Annotated in this window: 22 protein-coding genes; all 22 read left to right on the forward strand. The window is 59.7% G+C overall.

All coding sequences use genetic code 11. From position 1 onward, the window contains the following. Positions 1-81 precede the first annotated feature (81 nt). The 22 genes from ACLIBF_RS20615 (at position 82) to traD (ending at position 21,700) form a co-directional block, all read left to right on the forward strand. Complete coding sequence (locus tag ACLIBF_RS20615; protein WP_233988955.1) at positions 82-411, forward strand: type IV conjugative transfer system pilin TraA; 330 nt, start codon at positions 82-84, stop codon at positions 409-411. 9 nt (positions 412-420) lie between these two features. Beyond that, positions 421-717: a type IV conjugative transfer system protein TraL gene (gene traL, locus ACLIBF_RS20620; RefSeq protein WP_039390120.1), complete on the forward strand. Its 297-nt coding sequence runs from the start codon at positions 421-423 to the stop codon at positions 715-717. 18 nt (positions 718-735) lie between these two features. Next, positions 736-1,308, forward strand: a complete 573-nt coding sequence (locus tag ACLIBF_RS20625) for a TraE/TraK family type IV conjugative transfer system protein (protein WP_409076518.1) — start codon at positions 736-738, stop codon at positions 1,306-1,308. Further along, positions 1,301-2,026 (forward strand): TraK domain-containing protein, encoded by a 726-nt coding sequence (locus ACLIBF_RS20630; protein ID WP_448310455.1) that lies wholly within the window; start codon positions 1,301-1,303, stop codon positions 2,024-2,026. The genes ACLIBF_RS20625 and ACLIBF_RS20630 overlap by 8 nt, the downstream gene beginning before the upstream one ends. Beyond that, positions 2,016-3,404, forward strand: coding sequence for a TrbI/VirB10 family protein (locus ACLIBF_RS20635; protein WP_448310456.1), 1,389 nt, complete (start codon positions 2,016-2,018; stop codon positions 3,402-3,404). Before ACLIBF_RS20630 ends, ACLIBF_RS20635 begins: the two co-directional genes overlap by 11 nt. Then, positions 3,401-3,757, forward strand: coding sequence for a hypothetical protein (locus ACLIBF_RS20640; RefSeq protein ID WP_448310457.1), 357 nt, complete (start codon positions 3,401-3,403; stop codon positions 3,755-3,757). The genes ACLIBF_RS20635 and ACLIBF_RS20640 overlap by 4 nt, the downstream gene beginning before the upstream one ends. After that, complete coding sequence (locus ACLIBF_RS20645) at positions 3,750-3,914, forward strand: hypothetical protein (RefSeq protein WP_312838857.1); 165 nt, start codon at positions 3,750-3,752, stop codon at positions 3,912-3,914. Before ACLIBF_RS20640 ends, ACLIBF_RS20645 begins: the two co-directional genes overlap by 8 nt. Further along, the gene (gene traV / locus ACLIBF_RS20650) at positions 3,907-4,458 is read left to right on the forward strand and encodes a type IV conjugative transfer system lipoprotein TraV (RefSeq protein WP_312838858.1); all 552 of its coding nucleotides are present in this window, start codon (positions 3,907-3,909) and stop codon (positions 4,456-4,458) included. Before ACLIBF_RS20645 ends, traV begins: the two co-directional genes overlap by 8 nt. Positions 4,459-4,465: 7 nt before the next feature. Beyond that, positions 4,466-7,072 carry a type IV secretion system protein TraC gene (gene traC, locus ACLIBF_RS20655; RefSeq protein WP_312838859.1) on the forward strand — a complete coding sequence of 869 codons (2,607 nt, stop codon included), beginning with the start codon at positions 4,466-4,468 and terminating at the stop codon, positions 7,070-7,072. Further along, the gene (locus ACLIBF_RS20660; RefSeq protein WP_448310458.1) at positions 7,069-7,425 is read left to right on the forward strand and encodes a TrbI F-type domain-containing protein; all 357 of its coding nucleotides are present in this window, start codon (positions 7,069-7,071) and stop codon (positions 7,423-7,425) included. The genes traC and ACLIBF_RS20660 overlap by 4 nt, the downstream gene beginning before the upstream one ends. 32 nt (positions 7,426-7,457) lie before the next feature. After that, positions 7,458-8,108, forward strand: coding sequence for a type-F conjugative transfer system protein TraW (traW, locus tag ACLIBF_RS20665; protein ID WP_312838861.1), 651 nt, complete (start codon positions 7,458-7,460; stop codon positions 8,106-8,108). An 11-nt stretch (positions 8,109-8,119) separates the two neighbouring features. Then, positions 8,120-8,911 (forward strand): DsbA family protein, encoded by a 792-nt coding sequence (locus tag ACLIBF_RS20670; protein ID WP_448310459.1) that lies wholly within the window; start codon positions 8,120-8,122, stop codon positions 8,909-8,911. 1 nt (position 8,912) lies between these two features. Then, the gene (traU, locus tag ACLIBF_RS20675) at positions 8,913-9,917 is read left to right on the forward strand and encodes a conjugal transfer pilus assembly protein TraU (RefSeq protein WP_448310460.1); all 1,005 of its coding nucleotides are present in this window, start codon (positions 8,913-8,915) and stop codon (positions 9,915-9,917) included. A 10-nt stretch (positions 9,918-9,927) separates the two neighbouring features. Further along, complete coding sequence (trbC, locus tag ACLIBF_RS20680; protein ID WP_448310461.1) at positions 9,928-10,368, forward strand: type-F conjugative transfer system pilin assembly protein TrbC; 441 nt, start codon at positions 9,928-9,930, stop codon at positions 10,366-10,368. A 52-nt stretch (positions 10,369-10,420) separates the two neighbouring features. Then, positions 10,421-12,274: a conjugal transfer protein TraN gene (locus ACLIBF_RS20685; protein ID WP_448310462.1), complete on the forward strand. Its 1,854-nt coding sequence runs from the start codon at positions 10,421-10,423 to the stop codon at positions 12,272-12,274. Between the two features lie 2 nt (positions 12,275-12,276). Further along, entirely contained in the window at positions 12,277-13,050 is a 774-nt protein-coding gene (gene traF, locus ACLIBF_RS20690) for a type-F conjugative transfer system pilin assembly protein TraF (protein WP_448310463.1), read from the forward strand. 2 nt (positions 13,051-13,052) lie between these two features. Continuing rightward, positions 13,053-13,613: a type-F conjugative transfer system pilin assembly thiol-disulfide isomerase TrbB gene (gene trbB / locus ACLIBF_RS20695; protein ID WP_203025703.1), complete on the forward strand. Its 561-nt coding sequence runs from the start codon at positions 13,053-13,055 to the stop codon at positions 13,611-13,613. Next, positions 13,613-14,977 carry a conjugal transfer protein TraH gene (locus tag ACLIBF_RS20700; protein WP_448310464.1) on the forward strand — a complete coding sequence of 455 codons (1,365 nt, stop codon included), beginning with the start codon at positions 13,613-13,615 and terminating at the stop codon, positions 14,975-14,977. Before trbB ends, ACLIBF_RS20700 begins: the two co-directional genes overlap by 1 nt. A 2-nt stretch (positions 14,978-14,979) precedes the next feature. Then, positions 14,980-17,850, forward strand: a complete 2,871-nt coding sequence (gene traG / locus ACLIBF_RS20705; RefSeq protein ID WP_448310465.1) for a conjugal transfer mating-pair stabilization protein TraG — start codon at positions 14,980-14,982, stop codon at positions 17,848-17,850. 4 nt (positions 17,851-17,854) lie between these two features. Next, positions 17,855-18,388 carry a hypothetical protein gene (locus ACLIBF_RS20710; RefSeq protein WP_448310466.1) on the forward strand — a complete coding sequence of 178 codons (534 nt, stop codon included), beginning with the start codon at positions 17,855-17,857 and terminating at the stop codon, positions 18,386-18,388. A gap of 67 nt (positions 18,389-18,455) precedes the next feature. Next, positions 18,456-19,367 carry a DUF6012 family protein gene (locus ACLIBF_RS20715; RefSeq protein WP_448310467.1) on the forward strand — a complete coding sequence of 304 codons (912 nt, stop codon included), beginning with the start codon at positions 18,456-18,458 and terminating at the stop codon, positions 19,365-19,367. A gap of 173 nt (positions 19,368-19,540) precedes the next feature. Beyond that, the gene (traD, locus tag ACLIBF_RS20720) at positions 19,541-21,700 is read left to right on the forward strand and encodes a type IV conjugative transfer system coupling protein TraD (RefSeq protein ID WP_448310468.1); all 2,160 of its coding nucleotides are present in this window, start codon (positions 19,541-19,543) and stop codon (positions 21,698-21,700) included. Positions 21,701-21,708: the final 8 nt, after the last annotated feature.

Raw genomic sequence — 21,708 nt, forward strand, 5'->3', positions numbered from 1 at the left:
ATTTGACTTAAGGCCATACAGGCAAAAACAAACGATAGTTCAACCGACTGATCATTATATCCCTAACTGAGGAAAAAACCTATGAAGGGCTCTCTCTCTTCGTCTTTAAACTACTGCCGCAAGGCAGGGGCGGTAGCGTGGAAGAAACTGAACAAGTCTGCACTGCTCTCAGCACTGGCGTTCCTGGCTGTTTCCGTGATGCCAGCCCACGCCCAGGACTACTTCGCAGGGGCGAAAACTGATGTTACAGATACGTTCGGCGGCAATTCTGCCGTTGTATATATCCTGTATGTGATTGAGATTGCTTTCATCGCTTTCACCTACATCAAAACCAAAAACCTCGCGCTGTTCGGCAGCATCGCCGCGCTGCTGGTTTTCGTAAACGTCGCCTTCAACGTCATTCCGGCTTAACGTCTGCTTATGGATAAACGTGACCGGTATACCTATGCGGCTACGTTTTCCGAGCAGAAGCGGTTCGTGGGGCTGCCACCTGATGAGTTCTGCCTGTATGTGCCACTGGCACTGCTGGCAGTTTTCCTCAACATGTGGATTTTTGGCCCCACGCTTTTAGCCGCCGTGGTTGGAATACGTCACCTCAAGAAAGGCCGCGGTTCTCAGTATCTTCTCAACCTTGCGTACTGGTGCCTGCCCACCTCAGTGATGCGCTTCTTTATCAGCATCCTGCCTGACAGCTACAAACGGCACTGGGTCGCCTGATCCCCCTCCGGAGACAACATGGAATTAAAGCTGCGTTCGGCGGGAAACCGCAATATGGCCGTGGCTATTCTGGTGCTGCTCGTTATCACGATCCTTGCGCTTCTTCTCTGCTGGCGCATCTACGGCGATAACCGGGCGCTGATGAATCAGCTCCTTAATAACAAACAGACCATTATCGTTCCCTACGGCGCGGACACGCCGTTCAGCTTTACCGGCGAGCGCGGCGACGCCCGCTACCTGCGCCTGATGGCGCTGGCGTGGCTGAACCTGCGCCTCAACATCTCCGACAAAAATGCAGAGGCCAGCCACGAAATGCTGCTGGCGGGCGCCTGCGACGGCGCGGAGAAATCACTTAAAGGCGTGCTGGCTGACGAAGCCTCGCGCGTTAAAGGCAACAGCGGCGGGTCGGTGTTCTACCCCAGAGACGTCAGCGTCTGGCCGGACAAGGGCATCGTGGACGTGACCGGCGACCTGCAGCTGAGCTACGGGCTGCACGACGCCAGGCCGGTGAAGAAGCACTACCGCCTGCGCACCGACACCCGTAATAACCGGCTCTGCTGGAGCGCTTTCCTGGAGGTTCCTGATGCGTAAATCCCTGCTAATCAGCGCCCTGGCGCTGCTGACGGCGTTCGGCGCGCGCGCTGAACAGCTGACGCTTAACCCCGGCGCCCGCGTCAACGCGGCGGTGAGTAACACCAACCCGAACTACCTGCGCGTGAACGATGACCGCATCCTCAGCGTGCAGGCGGCGCAGGGCGTACTGAGCGCCAAATCCCCGACGCCGGAAGGCGCGGTTGTGTTTTCCACTCTGACCGACAAGCCGTTCACCATGTTTGTTCAGACCGCGTCAGGCTTTGCCTTCTCGGTGCAGGCGACACCGGGCAAGCGCGCGGGCCTGAGCCTGACGGTAGATAACCGTGAGGTGAAGGGGACGGAGGAGGCGCGGGAGTACGAGCAGAAGCAGGACACCTACAGCGCGCTTATCAGCGGCCTGGTGGGAAGGTTCATCACCAACCGCAAGCCGGCAGGCTACGTGCTGAGTAAAAACACCGACGTGCCGGTGAGCGAGTCGGTGAAAAGCGTGTTTGCACTGCGCCCGGTGACTGCCTGGCAGGGCGACCGGGTCCGCATCGTGCGTACCGACATCACCAGCCTCTCCTCGCAGCGTATTCGCCTCAGTGAACGCTACTTCTGGAGCCCGGGCGTGATGGCGGTGGCGTTTCATCCGCAGCTCGACGTGCTGGAGCCTGGCGCAAAAGTCTCCGTCGTGACGGTGTTCCGCACGAAAGGAGGCCCGGATGAACCTTAACAGCCTGGTCCGCAGCAAACAGCGCCGGCTGTTTGGCATTATCCTCGCCGCCGCTGCCGTCATCATCGGCGGCCTGTACCTTGCGAACCGTGGCGCAGCCGGAAAGAGCGGGAGTCAGGAAAGCAAGCCTGACCGTGCCACCGCCGAGCCGGATCTGACCGGCGGGGGCGTGGTCAACGCCTTTGACGGCTCCGGGCAGGGCTCGCTGCTGGTCAGCGCGCAGAACCGGGAGAAAGAGGCGCGCGAACAGCTCGCCTCCATGCAGAAAGACTTCAAATCACTGAAAGACCAGATGTCGGACGTGATGAACAACAACAAGTCCCTGCAGCAGAACGTCAGCGACCTGATGGATCAGCTGAAAAATCAGCAGAACCAGTCAAAGACGCCTCCTGCCGGGCAGCAGGCACAGCAGGGCGCGCAACAGGGGACGCAGCAGGGGGCCGGTTATACGCCGCCGCGCACGGAATACACATTTGCGCCCGCGCCGGTGCAGACCGGGCAAATCGACAACCAGACGTTTGACTACTCGCAGTTTGAGCCCAAAGCGAAAGACACCTCGTTCTGGGTGCCGACCGGCACGTTCTCTGACGCCATCGTGATCGAGGGGGCCGACGCCAACGCCTCGGTGCGCGGGGAGAACAACCTGGTGCCGATGCAGTTCAAGCTCAAGGGCAGGGCGCACATGCCGGGCAACAACAAAATGGTGCAACTCGATAACTGCTTCGTGACGGCCGCAGCCTACGGCGACATCTCCAGCGAGCGCGCCATCGTTCAGCTGCAGCGCCTCTCCTGCATCATCGATGGCAAGCACGTCGATCAGGCAGTGAAGGGGCACGTTGCCTTCTACGGCAAGAACGGCATCAAGGGCGTGCCGGTGATGCGCAACGGCAAGATTCTGGGGCTGGCCTTTACCGCTGGCGCGCTGGGCGGGCTGGGACAGAGCGCCTCGCAGGTTGGCCAGACGGTCACCGGCATCGGCGCGACCAGCACGGTCAGCGGCGGAGACGTGGCGCGTGGCGCCGTGGGCGGCGGCGTGGGCAAGGCGGCGGACAAGCTGGCCGACTACTACATCGAGCGCGCCGAGCAGTATCACCCGATCATCCCAATCGGGGCGGCGAACCGCGTGGAAGTAGTGTTTATCGAAGGCTTCCGCGCGAAGTTTATTGAGGATGAAGAGGCCGCGAAGCTCGCGAAAGAGCAGCATCGCTCGGGCGGGCAGCAGCAAGACACGCAGACGCGGGAGCAGGGCAACAGCGGCCTGCCGCCGGATCTCGTGGGCAAGCTCGGTGACGCCACCCGCCTCAACATGAACGACTTCGTGACCCCGACCAGTGGCGGACAGGCGAGGGGTACGACCCCGCAGGGCGTGGCGCAATGACGGCTGAAAAAATCCGACTTCGTCACGCAGAGCACTGCGGCTGGATGGTTTTTACCGAACGGACGGTGAACTGCTTCGGGCGTGAGGCCGATGCGCGCATCCCGGGCCTGCAGGCGCTGGGGTTTGGCGTAAAGAAGCTCTACTGCAAGCCCGGCCTCATCCCGGACGACGGCTACGTCGCCCTGTTCGGGGAAACGCTGCGGCGACTGCTGGAGGTCGCCCCCGGCGACGCCTTTGCCATGAGCATGCTGTCCCGGCTCGGGACCAGCGGCAAAAACGGCGATCTATTTATCGACTTTACCGAAATCGACGCGCTGTCATCCGGTAGCGCCAGCGGAGAACACCATGAGTAACCCGACAGATGTAAGCCATACACAGCCTGCGGATGACCAGTCTGTTGCTGGTCACTTCCTGATGACGGGCGAAACCGGGGCGGGAAAAACCGTGCTGGCCACGTCCCTCCTGAAAGACCTTCTTAACCAACACGCAGACGGAGAGCACCATGACTAAAGCTCACTCTTTTATCATCAGCGCGCTGGCCGTCATGCTGAGCGGCTGCGCGGGCATGAACAGCGACTTTGAGTTCGACAAGCCGGCTAAGGACTCCGGGGTCTGGATGTCGCAGGCCGACGATATGTCCGCCGGGAGCAGCGGCAATGCGCCAGCGGCTACCGCGCCGAACGGTTTCACCGGCGCGGGCATTCGCCTGGATGACTACCGCCTGATTGATACCGGCACCATCCGCCTGGACCCGCAGACGGAGGCGCAGGCGGGGCGCAGCGGCCTGAATGACGGCATTCCGGTGCGCGTGGCGTCATCCGGCGGGGTCCGCCCGTTCACCCGCGAAAACGGCGTGCTGCGCACTGACGCCCGGCAGACCGCGTACTGCAGCGCGGCGCACTGTTTCCCGGAGCCGGCCGCCGCGTTCCGCCGCCCTGACGGCGTGGCGCGCATCTGGATTGCGCCGTACGTCTCCCCCGATAACAACGTCCACATGGGCGAGGTCATCTACAGCGTCTCCAGTCACGGCGACTGGAACGGCATTCTGATGTGAGGTCCGCATGAAATTTCTGAAAGGCTTCCGCTTTGACCCGCTGAACGTGGTGGAGACGGTGGCGGGCATTCTGGGCGAGCGCGACACCACGAACGAGACGCGCCAGAAGCTGCAGGACATGGACTACCCGCACATCCGCGACCTGCTGCCCTACAAGGATTACGACACCGAAAGCCAGATCTGGGTGAACAAAGAGTCGGTGGGCTTCGTGGTGGAATCACAGCCGCTGATTGGCGCCAACGAGAAGCTGGCCGAAAGCCTGGAGTATCTGCTGCGCGACGTGGCCCCCCGCGATGTTCCGCTGCAGGTGATGCTGGTTTCTTCCCGGGCGGTGAAAGAGCAGGTCGAGCAGGGGCTGAAAAACTTCGCCTGGAAGGGGCACCGGGCGGACGAGTGTAACGACGTCACCGCGCGTTTCTTCCTGAACGGGGCGCGCTACACCTACAGCAACGGCCTTGACCATCCGCTGACCCTGCGCGACTACCGCCTGTTCTTTATCTGGGCGATGCCGGTGAAGCACCTGAGCGAAACCGACATGATCCGCGTGCGCGACGTGCGACGTAACCTGCTGAACGCACTCAACGCCGCCGACCTGTGGTCCACTGCCATCGGCGTCAGCGAGTTCAGCAGCGTGCTGCGCGAGTTCTTTAACCACGACCCGGCGCGGCTTGAGCGCTACGACAGCGAGTACGATCCGGCGGCCGACCTCAGCACACAGTTTGTGGACCGCACCACGTCCTGGCGGGTGAAGCCCTCGCACATCCGCATTGAGGGCAGCGACGCGAAGAACAAGCCGTTTGCGGCGCGCATGGTAAACCTGAACCTCGACCGCAACCCGCAGGAGCACTTCCTGTGGCAGAACGGCAACATCATTCAGGACCTGATGTCGCCGACCAACGGCATTCCCTGCCCGTTTATCTGCACGATGGTGCTGACCACCGAGGAGCAGATGAAGAGTCAGGGCGAGGCCAACAGCCGCTTCCTCTCGCTGGACTCGCGCGTGAACACCAGTTATGCCAAGTACATTCCGTCCACCACGCGCCAGCACGCCGAGTGGAAAGACGCCCGCGCGCGGCTGCTGTCGAATCAGACGTCGCTCACGAGCTACTTCTACGGCATTACGCTGTTCTGCCCGGACGACGACGACCTGACGTCGCGCTATACCGAAAAGACGCGCAACGCCTTCGCCGCGCAGGGACTGCGCTTCGTGCGCGCCGACTTTATGCAGCTGCGCAACCTGCTGGCCACACTGCCGTTTGCGATGGTGAACAAAAAGCTGCGCGACGACTGCCGCAAGACCGGCGGCATTCAGCGATCGGAGTCGTTTCACGCGGTGAACCTGATGCCGGTCATCGGCGACAACAAGCTGTGCGCCTCGGGCATTCTTATCCCGAGCTACCGCAACCAGGTCGCGTTTATTGACGTGTTTGACGAGAGCCTGCCGAACACCAACTTCAACTGGTTTATGTCCGGCACCTCGGGCGCGGGCAAGTCGGTACTGGCGAACTCCATTGCGCGCTCGGTGCTGGACAAGGGCGGGACGGTGGCGGTGCAGGACATTGGTGACTCCTACAAGGCGGCCTGCAGCAGCCTCGGGGGCACCTACATCAACGGTGACTCCCTGCGCTTCAACCCGTTTGCGAACGTCACGGACATTACGCTCGCGGCCGAGCGCATCCGCGATCAGCTGTGCATTCTGGCGAGCCCCAACGGCCTGCTTGATGAGGTGCACGAATCCATGATCCTGGAGGCCATCACCGAATCGTGGCCAACTTATCAGCAGGACATGCGTATTGACCACGTCATTGACTATCTGACGAAACGACAGGCCGCCATCACCCGCGAGTACTCCTCGCAGATTGGCGGGCGCATTGATGAAATCACCACCCTGCTCGGCAAGTACAGCACAAAAGGGATTTACGGCCGGTTCTTTAACTCGTCCGAGCCGACCCTGAAGCCTGACCTGCAGTTCGTGGTCACCGAGCTGGGCGACCTGCGCAAGCAGCAGGACCTGCTGTCGGCGGTGCTGTTCAGCATCATGATCTGGAACGAGAACATGATGTACACCACGCCGCGCAGCATGCGGAAGATGAACATCATCGACGAGGGCTGGAAGCTGCTGGGCGGATCGAGCACCAAGATTAAAGACTTCATCGAGGAGGGTTACCGCACCGCCCGCCGTCACAACGGCTCCTACGGCACGGTGACCCAGGCGATACGCGATAAAAACCTGTCCACGGCGGCGCTTGCAGCCTACGACAACAGCTCGTTCAAGTTCACCTGTATGCAGGACGCCAAGTCGTTCACCACCTTCCAGAAGGAAGAGCCGCACGCGTTCAACGAGCTGGAGTGGGAGATGATCAGGAAGTTCCCGCCGGCGAAAAAGGCGCGCTACAGCTCGTTCCTGCTGAGCGTGGGCGAGTTTTCCAGCTTCCACCGCCTCATTCTCGATCCGCTGAGCGACGGGCTGTTCTCCTCCAAAGGCGAGGACTTTACCTATCGCGAGAAGCGCCTGCGCGAGGGCGCGGACATCAAGGACATCCTGTTTGAGATGGCCGACAACGACGCGCACAAGCGCGACATCATCCACATGCTGCGGGAGATGCAACTTTGAATACTAAACACCTTGTGGCGGGCTGCGGCCTGTCAGTTGCGCTGAGCGTGGGCGCGTGCGCGGCCGCCTGGTTCCTCTGGCTGAAGCCGCCGACGCTTGTCACCTTTGACATGAAGGGCACGACCAACGCGCTTATCCGCCAGACCGCGAAGCTGGACCTGAACGACGATCAGCGTAAGGCGCTGCTGACCCGCTTTGACCGCAGCGTTACCACCGCTACGGCGGAATATGCCAGCGAACACGGTGCGGCCATTCTGGTGAGTCCTGCCGTAATCACCGGCCTGCCGGACGCCACGCCGGAGATTCAGGCGCGCCTCGCCGAGCTGATGAAGGCCGGTAACCCGCAGCAGTAACCCTGTCCGATCACCCCAACGGGAGCCTCCCGATGATACATGCAACTCCGCTGGCGCGTGCAGTCGCCGGCGCGCTGCTCGCCATGCTCAGCCTGCAGGCGGGCGCGACTGAGCTGGGCACGTACGGCGATACCTGGGACATCCGCGAGCGCAACCTGATCGCGGTCCTGAAAGACAACCTGAAAGAGCACTTTGCCGGCCGGTCGCAGGCCGACATCGAGCGGGACATGCAGAAAAAGGCCGAGGACGAGGCGATGCGCCCGCCGCCGGTGGCGGGACTCACTACAGCGCGCGAGACGCACAGCCGCCTGTTTGATCCGTCGTTCACGGTGCAGCGCGACATTGCCGACCAGAACGGCGTGGTGTTTGCGCATAAAGGCCAGGTGGTGAACCCGTTTGACGTCATCCCGGTGTTTGACGAGACGCTTTACTTCATCGACGCCGACGACGACCGGCAGATTGCCTGGATGAAGCAGCAGGTGCCGCACACCACGACCTCCCGCGTCATTCTGGTTAACGGCAACGTGCGCGACAGCGCAGAGGCCCTCGGCAGTCGGGTCTACTTCGACCAGACCGGCAACATCACGAAAAAGTTCGGCATCACGCAGGTGCCTGCGGAGGTGAAGCAGGCACCCGGAAAAAAACTCTTCCTTATTACTGAATTCGGTCTTCCCGACCGCTAACGGAGCCACACATGAAAAAGCACATCCTCGCCGCCGCCCTGACGCTGAGCCTGACCGGGCACGCGATTGCCGCTGACGACGCCTTCAGTGATGCGCAGAAGGCGCAGATCGGCGAGATTGCAGCAGACTACCTGCGCGCCCACCCGGAAATCCTGATTGAGATGAGCCAGAAGCTACAGGCGCAGTCGCAGGAAAAACAGATGGCCTCCGCCGCAAGCGCGGCGCTGAAGGAGCAGGACGGGCTGCTAAACGATCCGACCTCGCCGGTGCTGCACCCGAAGGGCGACGTCGCGGTCATCCAGTTCTTTGACTACCAGTGCATCTACTGCGCGAAAGTCGCCCCGACCGTGGAGCAGTTCATCAGCCAGAATCCGAACGTGCGCTTCATCTATAAGGAATGGCCAATCTTCGGCAGCCGCTGGCCCGCGTCGGTACAGGCGGCAAAAGTTGGCCTGTCTGTGTACAGGAAAGGCGGCGCAGAGGCGTACCACCGCTACCACGCTGCGCTCTACGCGACCGGCCACAACGAAGGGAAGCTGCTGGATGAAGACATCCGCCAGGCGGCGGTCAGGGCGGGCGTGACCACGACGCCGAAAGAAGAGGTCGAGGCGACGGGCGCGGCGCTGGAGAAAAACAATGAGCTGGCCCGTCGCCTCGGCATTCAGGGTACGCCGGCCTTCTTCGTGATGCCGGTGACGGGGGCAACCGCTGAGAACGTCAGCGTTATCCCGGGCGCGACCGACCTGCAGGCGCTGCAGGCAGCGGTGGAAAAAGCGCGCGGCGGCGTGAAAAAAGGAGGCTGACATGGCCTGGCGCACGGTTTTACTGGCGCTCGCGGTGTGGGTCTGCCAGCCGGTCCTTGCAGCGGACAACGGCAAGACGTCCCTGACCTGCGAGGGGCGCTGGGTTAACCCCATCACCGACGTGTGCTGGGAGTGCCTGTTCCCCATGAGCATTGGCAGCGTGCAGGTGTCAGCGGGACGGCTTCCGGATACCGAAAACCCGTCATCGCCCATTCAGTTCTGCCCGGCGCCGCCGCCCATTTTTGAGCGCCCGGGCATCGCGATTGGCTTCTGGGAGCCGTTTGCGATGACTGACGTGACGCGCTCGCCCGGCTGCATGGTGAACATGGGCGGCTTCAACATCAACATCCCGAACACCGGCACCGGCACCGGCACGAAAACGGCGAACGAGCACCCGGGCACCTTCTATCACGTCCACTGGTACAAGTATCCGCTGATCTCCTGGCTCAACATTATTACCTCGGAGATGTGCATGCAGGGCGGGGAGTATGACATCGGCTACCTGTCGGAGCTGGACCCCACCTGGCAGAACGACAACCTGGCGCTGTTCCTGAACCCGGAGGTGATGCTGTTTGCGAACCCGGTGGCGCAGATGGCCTGCGCGGCGGACGCGGTGGCGGCGGGCGTGAGCAAACCGATTGATGCGCTGTTCTGGTGCGCGGGCTCGCACGGCTCGATGTACCCGTTCACGGGCAACATCGTGAACGAGTCGAGCGGGCTCAACAGCGGGGCGCTGCTCTCCGAGCGTATGGACTTCAAGCTGCACCGCGAAGGGCTCATCCTGGATACTGTGCCGCAGAACACTGCCGTCTGCTACGAGTATCCGTCCGCAATCATGCCGAAAAGTCGCTACCGCTATCAGATGGTGAACACCATCCCGGACGTGGCGTCCTGTCATCCCTTCGGACGCAACGTGATGCTGTGGCAGACCGGTAAGGAAATGCCCACTACCAAAAAGAACTATGGCTATCTCATCTGGAAAAAGCGCAACTGCGTTGTGCTTTAAGCGAGGACACATGAGGAAAACACGCAACACGCTGCTGATTGCCGCCGGGCTAACGGCGGCGTTGGCCGCGCAGGCGGAGGACGCGCAGCAAGGCACGCAGGTCGGCAGTACGGAAAACGAGACGGCCTATTTCCTGTCCGCGTCAGTGCCCGAAAAGGAGATGGCCATTCTGATGAAGGCGGCCGAAGCCCGGGATATTCCGGTCTATTTCCGGGGGCTGGTCGGCGACAGCATGGAGCAGACCGCGAAGTACATGATGTACATGGTCAGCACCTATAAGGTGCGCGGCGTGCAGATAGATCCGGTGCGCTTTGAGCGATACGGCGTGAAGCAGGTGCCAGCGCTGGTGAAGAAGTGTGGCGACCACTTCGACATCGTGTACGGCAACGTCGCGCTGAATCAGGCGCTGAGCATGATCGAGACGCGCGGCGACTGCCGCAAAAAGCCCTGACCGACCCCGCTGCCCGCTGCGGCGGGCTTTCTTAACCTTTCCGGAACCTCTTATGAAAAAAGCCACTCGCTCCCTGCTGCAGGGGCTGCTGCTGACCTGCCTGTCGGCCAGCGTTCTGGCGGCGTCGATGGACGCTTCCAACCAGGAAGGCATTAACGCCGGCAAATCCGCAGACGGCACGACCAGCGCCGATCCGAACGGCTACTTCGATAACTACAGCTCAGACGCGCCGCAGCGCGGCTACTACAGCGGACCGACCCAGACGTCATCGAACATTGACGTGAAAGGGCAGACGGAGCTGAGCGAGTCTGATTTAGGCCAGACCGCGCGCGAGTCCTACGTGAATAACCCGGCAGACAAGCTCAGCTACGACTCTGACATGATGAAGTACAGCGACGAGATCCGTGAAAACGCCAACGCCATCACCGGTGTGAACGGCAGCCAGTGCGTGGCGCAGGAGCTGAACAAAACCACCTACACCACACACAGCTGTGAAATGGCCACTCCGCTAACTCAATCGTGCACGCGCAAGGCCACCATCGTGACGACCGGATCGTATGAGGAGTACAGCACGCAGCTGGTTCTAAATGCCGGCAGCTCGACGGCGGTGCCGGTTGATAACTTCTGGATACGTTATGACTTCACGGTTCCTGAAGACGGCACTATCAGCAGCGGGTTCTGGGCGTATGAATACCCGCGAGCACCCTCGTATCACGGGGAGTCGGGCAATCGCCTCTGGTACTACATTCAGGCGTTTGGCACGACGGTGAAGGCCAAGCCGAACCGGAACGGGGATTTTGGTATCGCGACGCAGAAAGTGACGAAAGGGCAGACGGTTTCTCTGTTTGTGCTTTACGACACTGACGGCAACAAAGGCAGCGCGCGGGACGGGCTGATCAGAACGATTGCTAACGGCACCAACGTTTTTCGCGTGACGCTGCCGATGCAGGCAGTACGCGACACGGTCACGGCGGGCATCGAATGGACTAACAGCTGCCCGGCAGACATGGGCGACGCGGTGAAGATGAGCGAGGTCTGCAGCGACCCGGGCGGCACCCGCTCGGTGACAGTCGGCGGCAAGGCCTACAGCCTTTACAGCGGCTGCTGGGGCTACACCACCCAGTGGAACGTGTTCGAAGACGACACCAACACCTGTCAGGCGTACATCGACGATCCGAACTGCAGCGAAGGCACGCGCACCTGCACCCAGAAAATTGGCAACCTCTGCGTTTACAGCAAGCTGACCTACCAGTGTGCGCACACCGTGAAAAGCACCGGCTACGTGTGTGGCTCGGAGTTTTACTGCTCGGACGGCAGCTGCTCGGCGATGCAGGCGGGCCAGAACCAGAACTTTGAAATGGCGGTGTCCCAGCTGGCCGCACTCGCCGCCGCAGGCAAGGACTTCGCGGGCATGGACCCGAACTCAGTGACGGCATTCACGGGCAAGGCGATGGCCTGCCGCAAGAGCGCGGCGGGCTTCAGCAACTGCTGCAAAAGCGGCGGCTGGGGGCAGAGCGCGGGGCTTGCGCACTGCAACACCGAGGAGAAGGAGATCGGCACCGGCAAAGAGAAAAAGCTGGTCGTGAAGGTCGGGTCATACTGCTCGAAAAAGGTGCTCGGGGTCTGCCTGCAGCAGAAAGAGGGCTACTGCGTGTTCGACAGCAAGCTTGCCCGCATCGTGCAGGAACAGGGGCGGCGCGACCAGCTGGGCATCAGCTTCGGCTCGGGTGAAAGCCCGGACTGCAGGGGAATAAAGGTCGCCGAGCTGCAGGGCATTAAGTTCGATCACATTGACTTCAGCGACTTCTACGACGACCTGAACAGCAACATCAAACTGCCCGACCAGGACGCGCTGAACCAGCGCATCACCTCCGACATCCAGAACAGCCTCAAATCAGGAGATTAAGCGTGAGAAAATTCATCGGCCTCGCGCTGCTGCTGGCGGTATCACCGCTGCACGCGGCAGAGGAAAAAAAGCCGGACGGCTACAACTACGATCCGGCGGTCGGCTGGTACTGGTACAACGAGCCGGTAAAAAAGGACGAAGAAGAGCAGCAGGCGCAACAGCCCGCCGCGCCGCAGGAGACGCCCACGCAGAAGATGAAGCGCCTGCAGGCGTTTCGCGACAACCTGATGAACGAGGCGATGCTGCATCCCTCCACCGAAAACATCCGGCGCTACAAAATCGTGCAGGACTGGATGGTCAATCAGGCCAGCATGTTCGCCTCGCGCTGGGAGAAAGTGCTGCTGGACAACCCGGAGCTGGACTACAGCCTGAAACACCCGTTCTACAACGGCACCGCCAACATCCAGTACACCGAGCAGCGCCAGAAGCAACAGGCAGCTATCCGCTACGTGAACCAGCGCTATGGCGTGTTCTTCTTCTATCGAGGCAATGAGCCGCTGGATAACCGGCTGGGCGGGGTAGTGAAGGAGTTCAGCGAGCAGTACGGCCTGACCGTGATCCCCGTGACCGTGGACGGACGCGCCAGCCCGGACCTGCCGGACACCCGGCAGAACGCCGGGCAGGCGGAGAAGATGAAGATAGAACACTTCCCGGCCATCTACCTGGTCGAGCCGCGCACGAAGAAATACCAGCCGCTGGCCTACGGCTTTATCACCCAGGACGACCTGGCGCGCCGCATGCTCAACATCGTTACCGACTTCCAGCCCGAGGATTAACCATGATTTCAAAACTTTTTGCCGTACTGCTGATGCTTGCGCCGGTGCTGGCCACGGCCAGCACGATTGACGACATTGCCCGCCTGGAGCAGGCGAAAGCGGGTGCAGACGCGCCCGCTGAACAGGAAAGTGAGCCGGCACAGCGTTCACCTGCTGCAGACGCGCAGCCGGCTCCCGCGAAACCCGTCTGGTATCACCTGAGCGACGGTCGCCGCGTGGACGTGGGCCACTGGCAGATCGTGCACTTTGTCCGCTCTGACTGCCCGTACTGCCACCGCTTCAATCCGACCCTGAAGTCGGTGTCCGAGCAGACCGGCATCGGGGTGTTCGTCTACAGCTTTGACGGCAAGGGCGACGCGGTGTTCCCGAAGGTCATGCCGGTGAACGACGGCATCCTGAAGGACTTCTTCGCGGAGCTGCCGCAGGCGACGCCTACCGACTTCATTATCAACACGCAGTCGCTGGTGACGATCCCGCTGTCGCAGGGGGAAATGAGTGAGGAGGCGCTGAAGCAGCGCCTGGATGAGTCGTTTGCGCTGGCCGTACGCCTGGGGGTGCTGTGATGAACAAATTTGCGTTAAGTGCCGCTCTGGCGTCTGGTTTTTTACTGTCCGCTCCGGCCTTTGCGGACGTGCAGAACGACATCAATAAGTTCTTTAACGACATGGGCGGCGGCGGCGGTAACTACACGCAGGCGGCCGCGTGGCAGGGCCAGTCGGCGGGCTACCTGACCGGCGGCAACCTGTTTATCCGCACGCCGGTGCGCAATATCCAGCTGATTTCGGTGACGCTCCCGGACATCAAGTCGGGCTGCGGCGGCATCGACGCCTATCTGGGCTCGTTCAGCTTCATCAACAGCGACAGCATCAAAATCATGGGCAAGCAGATCCTGAGCAACGCCGCCGGCTACGCCTTTGACCTCGGGCTCGAAACCATCTGCCCGCAGTGCAAGGCGGTTAAGGACTACCTGCAGAAGCTCGCGGCGGACACCAACAACATGAACATCTCCACCTGCCAGGCCGCGCAGTCCATCGTCGGCGGCCTGTGGCCGAAAACGCAGGCGGCCAGCTCGCAGATTTGCCAGGATCTCGGCACCAAACATGACGTGTTTTCCGACTGGGCGGCGTCCCGTCAGGGATGCGGCGTGGGCGGGGAGACGAACAGCGTGTTCAGCAAGGCGACCGACGAGGAGAAGAAGCGCATCCCGCGCAACCGCAACCTGACGTGGGACACGTTCACGAAGCTCAACCAGTTTTTCAGCAACGATCGCGCGCTGAAGGAGTTCATTATGTCGATGGTCGGCACGGTAATTTACGATGCGAACGGCAACCCGACGTTCCTGCAGCCGCGCGGGGGCAGCGAGTCGATGTTCAATACGCTCCTGAACGGCGGTGCCGAAAAAATTTACCGCTGCAACGACAACAACACCTGTCTGTCACCCACCATTGCAAACCTGACCCTGTCTGAAGACGAGGGCATGACCGGCCGGGTGCGTGACATGCTTAACGACATCTTTGACAAAAGCCGCACCGACACGGCGCTTAACGATAACGAAAAGGCGCTTATCAGCAGCACCCGCGTGCGCATCCTGCGCTACACCATTGACTCCGCGTCGGTGGGCATGGATCAGAGCGTGGTCAGCAGCCTGGCGGAGTACATCGCGGCCGATATGGTGATGTCCTACATCAACGGGCTGATTGACGTGGCCGCGAGCGGCGCGGCGGGCTCGCTTGATACCGAAGAAGAGAACAAGCACTTTCGCGAGAACCTGCGTCAGGTGCGCAACGAGCTGAGCCAGCGCGTCGCGCGCATTCAGGTGCAGCAGAACGGGCTGGCGGAGTACGACCGCAGCCTGTCCGAAACGCGCCAGCAGCTCTCTTCATCCGTTTCCGACAGCGTGCTGTCGAACTATCAGTTCGGGGGGTAAGCATGGCGCTTGATATCTGGGTGGTCAGCTCCGGCGGCATGATCACGATGGGCCTGAACGCGGTGGCGACCGTGATGGAGAACGGCGGCTGGAAAAGCACGATCTGGGTGGCGGAGATGCTGGGCATCGCCTTCTGCGTGATGACCTACCTGCGTACGCACAACATGACGGCGATGTTCGGGTGGGGGCTGACGTTCGTGCTGGTCACCGCGCTGCTGCTGACGCCAAAGGTCACGGTGGTGGTCAACGACCTGACCGCCCCGGACACCATCGGGCGCGTGGATAACGTGCCGGTGGGGCTGGCCATGCCGCTGTATCTGGCCACTGGCGTCGGTTACACGCTCACGACAACCTACGAAGACATCTTTCACTTCCCGGACGAGCGGTCCTACACCAAAACCGGCATGCTGTTCGCGAGTAAGCTGATGCAGGACAGCTTCACCATCGACAGCCGCAACCCGGTGCTGGCCTACAACATGGGGGAATACGCGAAAAACTGCGTGGTGCCGGACATCATGCTGAACCACAAGTACAGCATGCAGGATGTGATGGAGTCCGAGGACGTGCAGGCGCAGATCTTCAGCAACCCGAGCCCGCTGCGCGCCATCTACTGGCGTGACGCGACCGGCACCAACTTTATGGTCTGCCGTGACGCCGCACCGCGCCTGAAAAACCTGCTGTCGGCGGAGAGCAACAATACCGGCAGCACGTTTATGGCCCACGCGGTTCGGATGCTGCCTGGCAATAACGCGCCGCAGAGGGTTTACGCTGAGCAGCTGGCAGGATCGTATGAATACTTCCTCGGCAGCAGTAAGTCGGCGCAGAGCATTATGATGCAGAACATCGCCGTTGCGGGCCTGCGTCGCGGGCTGAACAGCTACGTGAAGGGCATGAACGATACGGCCTCAATGGTAGACATCGCGTCCGAGCAGTCGCTGATGAAGCTGCGACTGTCGCACGCGGTCAGCTACACCATTGCGACGGTGGTGCTGCCGCAGCTGCACACGGTATTGCTGCTGTTCTGCATCTGCATCTTCCCGGTAATGGTGCTGGCGCTGTACGTGCGGGAAATTGCCTGGGCCGTTATCAAAAGTTACCTGAACTTTATGGGCAGCCTGATGCTGTGGCCGGTGATGTTCGCCATCTTCAACTTCGCGGTGAACTACAGCACGCAGAACAGCTTTCACGCGACGGGCCCGACGCTCTCCAACATGAACCGCCTGATGGAAACCAGCACCACCACGGCGGGCATCGCCGGCTGGCTGATGCTTTCCATTCCGTTTCTGGCGTTTCGTCTGTTCACCGGCCTCGGTCAGGGCTTTGCGAGCCTCAGCTCCAGCCTCGGCAGCGCGCTCAGCAGCGCGTCTGCAGTGGACTCCGGCGCGGTGGCGTCGGGCAACATGAGCGTGGGTAACGTGCAGCTGGACAACATCAACGGGCACAAAACGGACCTGAACCGCGCTTATCGTGAGGGCAACACCTCCATGCAGCTGGGCAACGGTGCCATGCGGACCGTGACGCAGGACGGACAAACGGTGTACGACGCGTCCGGGGCAACCAGCCGCCTGCCGGTGGATCTGCATCTTGACCGCAACCTGGCGAGTGCTGCGCAGCGTTCGGTGCGCGACAGCATGGCGCAGACCGAAATGGCGGCGCAGGGCTACAATCACTCGGTGCAGGAAACCGGTTCGCAGCTCAAACAGTTCCATGAGCAGTTCGGCAACAGCGATTCGAAAACCCTGTCAGCTTCAACCGGCATGAGCATCACCGATGCCGAGCGCGTGAACAAAATGCAGAACGTGGCGCAGGACTATGCAACCCGTAATCATATCAGCCTGAATGAGGCTTACTCCGAGCTTGAAAACAAATCTCGTGACCTTGCTATCAATGGTGGAACTCGCGGACAAGCTAGCTTCGACAGTAATAAATCTCTTTGGGGTAAAGTTGGCTCATACGCCACGGGGATATCGGGTAAAGTTGATGTGCATGGCGGTATTGAAGCGACAGGGCGTTCCGGTTCTACATCGCAAACGACAGAGGGCGGCCAGAGCGGTAGGGACAATTCACAGACCGTTTCTGCAAGAGAATCTCAAGATTTCAGTCAGGGTATGGACGTGCTGCGTAACTACAGTACGACCTATAACGGCCAGCATGTTGATAATAATGCCTCTGGCCTGATGAACCAGATTTCTTCTGGCATCACCACATCTGACAGCAGGTATGCGCAGTACACAGCCAGCCAGGCGCATACGCATGAGATGCAGAAGATGGCCTCTGAGACTGAAACGCTCAGCGCAGGCGCGCGCGATAACTACACGCAGCAGTTTGTGGAATGGGCACAGAGGCGAGCGCCGGGGAATGCCGAAACCATCCTTACTAATACGTCTGATGAAAGCGTACAGAAACAGCGTGACGTTCTGGTGCAGGAGTTCTTTGCTGAAAAGCTGCAGGGACGAATTGATGGGGATTATGCACGTAATTCCGGGAGCACAGCTGATGGCATGAGCTCACCAGCGAATGCAGCTGGAGCACAGTTCGGAGGAGCGTACAGCAGCGCAAACCAAAGCATCGAGGCGGGCATTGCTAGAAACAATATTCGTACTGATGTGAATGGCGATGTTGAAGCTCAACAAAGTGTGGTCAAAAATAGAGCAGGCTCTGCGCAGCAGGAGCTTGAGAAAGGTAAAGGCTTGACGGACGGTGCAATCTCATCTGGTATGGGAGAGTATACCGCGAGTGCAAATGAATATCAGCGTAACAAAGAAGCTGCAGATAAGCATCAAGAGCAAAGGACATTTAAACTTAAAGATTCTCAGGATTACAAAGATTTTTTAAATGACACTGAGGAATCGCTAGGTAATAAGAAAAGGTGATTAAATGAATATTAGTTATGATGAAATAAAGGCGGATTCCAAAGTTTTGGCAGAAGCTGCTATGTCCTCTAGTAGCACGGTTCCATCATTTTTCTTGCCCTTAAGTTATCTCAAGTATCATTTTGCAGTATATATTGTTTTTGCGGCTCTAACTTTTTTCCTTCCTGATATGAGTGGGGATAGCTTGATAGGGTTAGGAGTGTTGGGTTTTGGATTGTTAAACTGGTTGTTTATATTTGGGTTTGCTTCTGGATATGTGAGCTTATTTGCAATGGTAAGCAACCCAGAGGTTAAAGGCTTAAAGCTAACGAAAGTTATAAGCTCTAAGCTAAAAGCATATGGCGTAGTCTGGTTTGGCTTGCTGGTAGTGCTGGGGTTAGCATCCATTACTACAGATCTGAACATTGCTGTATTAGTATTTGGTAATTTCATTTTTACAATTTTCGGTTTATTTATATTATCTATTGATTTGTCGCGATTTCAGCTGTCTGGTTTGATAGGTGCAGCGTCAGCAATAAAAAACCACTTCGGTAATTAATCTCAACTAGAAAGCCTGCTAAGGCCCTGCGTTATAGCAGGGCTGTGCTTGTTTATTCGAGAATTGTATGCTTATTCATCTGACCCCTTCTTTTTCTCTTAAATACTCTAATATCTCTGTTGGCTTAATTGACGTGGAAATTCCTGAATTAGGTCTGCATCTGCAGAATGAAAAGGATATAACTATTCGGTTCCCTGCGCCTAATAAACGGCTGCATTATGTCTGCCGTAAAAAGGGGCGCAAGGCGGTGTATGGCATTCTGCTGAACACGGATAAGCACGTAACGGATATTACCGTCATTACGCGCTGGGCCGTACAGGGTGAAGTATCCACACATCGGGTACACATGCACATCGTGGGCGCCGACGATGCGGCTACCGATGTTATTCAGCTCTGGGGCGGTGTTTTCAACACACCTTTCCGGGATAAATCACCGGACCTGACTAAAAACTGGATACCGGCGTCGTGTCAGCCTCGCCTGAGCGTCTGCGCCGGCGACAGGCCGTCTGAGCGCGAGCCGGCAATCTGGCGACTTGCGGACGCGGCCGGGATTATCCGTCAGCAGACTGAATACTTCACCGCCGCCACCGTCGAGCCCGAACGCCTGCTGACGCCTACTCGCAGCAATAACCGGCTGCCAGCGCTGGAAGACGCGTTTGACTGCACGGTGCGGGAATATGCGGACACGCTGCGCGTGCTTTATGCGTATCCGGGCGTGACCGTCTGCCCGGTGACGGAACATGAGGATCTTATCGAAAGCGACCTGACGGAAGAGGGAAGGCTCGACGCGTTCACCGCGATAATCCAGCCCGTGCTGCAGGAGGTTCGCGCCGTCTGCCCGGTCTTTTTTACCAATACCACCAACCTGATGAACAGCATCCGCCGCTTCTCCACGCACTTTCATGCGCTGAGCGATGCTGAAAAGCAATTTGTCGAATACCAGATTAATCAGCCTCTGTTTCGCGTTTCAGTAAGCTGATACCGCCCGCCGCACAGCCTGACGCGCCCTGCGTCTGGCGGAGGAGGCGGAACATCACGTCAGCCCATCCGGGCACGTTCGCACCGTAAGTAAACCCCGCGCAGCATTCTGCCTGGCTTTCGCCTGCCCGCAGCCCTGCGCGGCTGTCTCAGTTTCCATATAAAGGACTTTCCATGAGCCTCAACGCCCGCGACTTTACCCAGGGCGGTCAGGTGATGAAATACATGATCGGCATGTTTGTGCAGATCATGAATATCGCCTCCTACTGGGTCGTGCTGTTTTCTGCACTGGTATTTTTCAGCTGGATGCTGCTGCGCCTCACGCTGCAGGAATTCATTCACGGCAGCGCCTACTGGCTCATCAGGTGGCTGATTATGCCTCTGGCGAAGCTTTCCGGTAAGCCCTCACAGGCTGGCTGGACCTTTCACTTCGAACGACCTAACGGTGAAGTGGTGGCGTTCAGGCATACTGCGCTGCAGGTGATGAACGACCCGTACTTCGTGCTCATGGGTCAGCACGTCAAGGACACTGCTTTTTACGGCTGGGGCATTTCAGCCTTTAGCTTTGTCGCCGCCATTATGGCCATTACCTGGTTTCTGGGCAGCAAAGGCGCGAAGCAGCGTGAAAGCGAACTCACCGGCGGCCGCATTCTGGCGACGAGCCCTTCTGTTGTGAACCGCCTGCTCAAAAAGGCCGGCGTGATGTCCCCGCTCAGCATCTGCGGCCTGCATATTCTGAAAGACTCGGAGATGCAGAACTTCGGCCTCCACGGCACCGTCGGGTCGGGCAAGAGTACCGCGCTGAACGACCTGCTGCGGCAGCTGCGTGAGCGCGGCGATCGCGTCATCGTGTATGACAAAGGCAATAACTTCATCCCGACTTTTTACCGTCAGGATAAAGACCTCATCCTCAACCCTTTCGACGCGCGCTGTGCTCCGTGGGACCTGTGGGAAGAGTGCAAAACGATAGGAGACTTTGAAAACTTTGCGACCTCCCTGCTTCCTGACAGCAGCGGCAGCAGCGATCCGTTCTGGGTGTTATCGGCGCGATCGCTGTTTGTGGCCACCGCGCGGCGCATGGCCCGCGAAAAGGACCGCAACATCGGCGAGTTGCTGAAAAAACTGATGTCCATCAGCCTGGCAGACCTGCGTGCGTTTCTGGAGGGCACGGACGCGGCGAACCTGGTGGACGGCAGTATTGAGAAAACAGCGATGACCATTCGCACCATTCTGACCACCTACGTCCGCTCGCTGCGCTACCTGCAGGGGCTCGATCAGGACGGCCGCCGTCCGTTCAACATCCGCGACTGGCTGCACACCGAAGACGCGAGCGGCGACAACCCGTGGATTTTCATCTCCAGTGACGGCCAGAACCACAACGCGCTGAAGCCGCTGCTGAGCGCGTGGCTCTACATGACCATGTCCGGCATCCTCGGACTCAGGGCAGACCGCAACCGCCGCATCTGGATTTTCCTGGACGAGCTGCCGTCCCTGCACAAGCTGCCCATTCTGCCGGAGTTCTGTGCCGAGGGCCGTAAGTTTGGCGGCTGCACCGTCGCCGGCCTGCAGAACTTCCCGCAGCTGGAAGAAACCTACGGCACCAACGCGGCCAAATCCATCTGGGACCTGCTGAACACCCGCGTCTTTTACCGCGCGCCCAGCGGATCGATTGCTGACTGGGTGCAGAAGGAAATCGGCGAACAGCGTCACAAGAAGTTTAAGGACCAGTACAGCTACGGCATCGACATCATCCGCGACGGCGTGCAGTTCTCCAAAGACGAGGTCAACGAGTTTCTGGTCAGCTATTCCGACGTCCAGAGCCTCAACGACCTGGAGTGCTATATCACCCTGCCCGGCGAGTGGCCGGTAGTGCGCATGAAGCTGCCCTGGAAGCCCTACCGCGAAATCGCCGAAGGGCGGATCCCGCGCGACGTGGAAGATGTTTTTGACCCGGACATTGAGGCGACGCTTGCGGGCGAAACCGCCGACAACCAGGCCGGCCAGATTGTCGGGCGGCTGTTCGGTGACACGACTGAAGCGGCAACTCCGGCAGGTGAACAGAGTGTGGGCAACACCGGGACCGCTGCCGGTACGCAGATCACAGCGGCTCCCGCTGAAAACGCTACGGCGTCGTCTCCAGCGGCTCAGGCGGCAGCTGCCGAAGCAGGCGGGCGCGTTGTGGCGCTGCCGCCTCCTGCAGCGGAAGCATCACCATCACCATCCCCCGAAACCACAGCGCCTGCGCCGGCCGCACCGCAGGAGGCAGAGCAGCGCCTGCAGGTTATGGACGTGGTTAAACATAACAGCGCGGATTTTGGTCTGGACCGCAACTGAGGTGAATT

The organism is Pantoea sp. PGP6 (assembly GCF_053474785.1).